Source organism: Bradyrhizobium uaiense (assembly GCF_010811875.1).
Lineage (GTDB): Bacteria > Pseudomonadota > Alphaproteobacteria > Rhizobiales > Xanthobacteraceae > Bradyrhizobium > Bradyrhizobium uaiense.
In genome coordinates this window covers 1-1,756 of the sequence record NZ_VKHP01000480.1, presented here as the reverse complement: position 1 = coordinate 1,756, position 1,756 = coordinate 1, and the positions used below count along the sequence as shown (strand labels likewise).

General features: G+C 62.8%; 1 protein-coding gene. It reads right to left on the bottom strand.

Features of this window, described 5'->3' with window-relative positions; translation table 11 throughout:
* Positions 1-63: 63 nt before the first annotated feature.
* Entirely contained in the window at positions 64-1,662 is a 1,599-nt protein-coding gene (locus tag FNJ47_RS45930; RefSeq protein ID WP_206685414.1) for an ISL3 family transposase, read from the bottom strand.
* Between the last annotated feature and the right edge of the window lie 94 nt (positions 1,663-1,756).

The following is a 1,756-nucleotide window of genomic DNA, read 5'->3' as shown; positions in this document are numbered from 1 at the left end:
GGGTTCTTCCGCATATTTGGTGCAGCTTGATCGACCGGGGTTGGACAGGTTGCTCGGTCGTTCTCAGGCAGCCAGGAGGACGCGTCGACGCAATAGCGGGTAGCTTGCCCGGCCATACATTTGTCGTTTGATGGCTTTGATCTTGCTGATCTGGCCTTCGACCGGACTGGTTGTCCAGGAGGTAGTTATTGCCGCTCGGACCGCATCGATGTCCCGCGCGATGCCGTTGGCGAAGCTCTTGAGCTCGCTGTTGCCTGCTTGTGTGATCCATTCATCGAGCTGGGCGATGTCGCTACCGTTGAGAAGGGACACAAACCGCTTCGCCAGATCGGCCGCCGTGGCGAGTTCCGGAGCTTGCGCAAATAGATGGCCGAGGAACGGCCTGGCTTCAGCATCGATCTGATCCGGATCCTGGCTCAAGTACCAAGCACAGCGACGACGCGAGGGAGCTTTCCAGGTCAGGCGTAGTTGTGCTGCTCCTGCCGCTTCTGCCGCTTCTGCATGTGCGCGCCTGTCAGCGGCCCATCGCGCGACGGTCACCCGACTTCCAGTATAACCCTGTTTCTGAAGCTCCCGCCAAAGCTGCTGGCCCACCTGACAGCCGGAGGCCCACCGCGCTTCGAGCCATGCCACGAAGGGTGAGAGAAGATGTGAAGGCCTGTGAGGACGCGAATGCTCCGGTTCGCCGCCAGTGGTCAGCCAGCGCTGAACAGTGCGCCTGTCGACGCCGAGCAGTTGGGCGATCCTGGATGTTGGGCAACCTTGCTCGCGTAGGTGACAGATTTCATCCCAGCGTTCGCGTCGCGCTGCCTTTCGTTCCGCCCGCAACTGTGCAAGGCCGGGCGGCGGCGCGGAACTGCCGGTCTTCGCTCTTTGCGCGGACGCCATGATTTGCACGGCGGCGGCTACGTTGTGACGATGGCGGCCGACCGCGTGGCGCAGGGCCTCACCCAAACTGTTGAGCAGGTGCCATCGGTCCGCCACCTGCACCGCGTCGGGCGCTCCGCGGCGTGTGCCATCAGCATAAAGTCCCGCACGATCGCGGGCGACGACCTTGATTCCCGGCCAGCGCTTCAGCCAGCTTGCAACACTGTCGGCGTTACGATCGGGAAGCAGATCAAGCACGCAGTTGCGCTCCAGATCGCAGATGATCGTTCCATATCGCTGGCCACGACGCCAAGCCCAATCGTCGATGCCGACGACGGTCGGGGCAACGAAATCCGGCAAGGGAGCCGAGTGAATCATTCGGAGCAAGGTGTCGCCGCTGACCGGCATGGCCAGTTTGCGCGACAGGCGCGAGCCAGGCTCACCGCCGACCGCAAAGCCGATCGACAGTTGGCTCTCGCCGAGGCGAGTTGTGCGTCTTGCTTTCGGCCGCACCGTTGACGGTAGCCGCTCGGTGAATATCCGACGCGGGCATTGCGGATTCGCGCATCGAAACCGCCGCGCGTGAAGCCGGATTTCGACAACCCGACCCTGCCACGGCAGATCGGCTAAGCGTCGCACGTAATGGCTGTGGACGCGGCCCGTCTGGCAGCCGCAACACGGACAGAGCGAGACCGCTGACTTCGGCCGAGCCACCAGCGCCACCCTGTCGCTCTGGGGAAGGATCTGGACGATCAAAAGCTCGGGGGAAACCAGTGAGCGGAAGGTTTGGAGCAAGGCGAATCACGGCGTCAACTGCGATTCCGACCTTATGCCCGTATTCGCACCGTCCGTGAATCCTGCACCCTGCACCAAATATGCGGAAGAACCC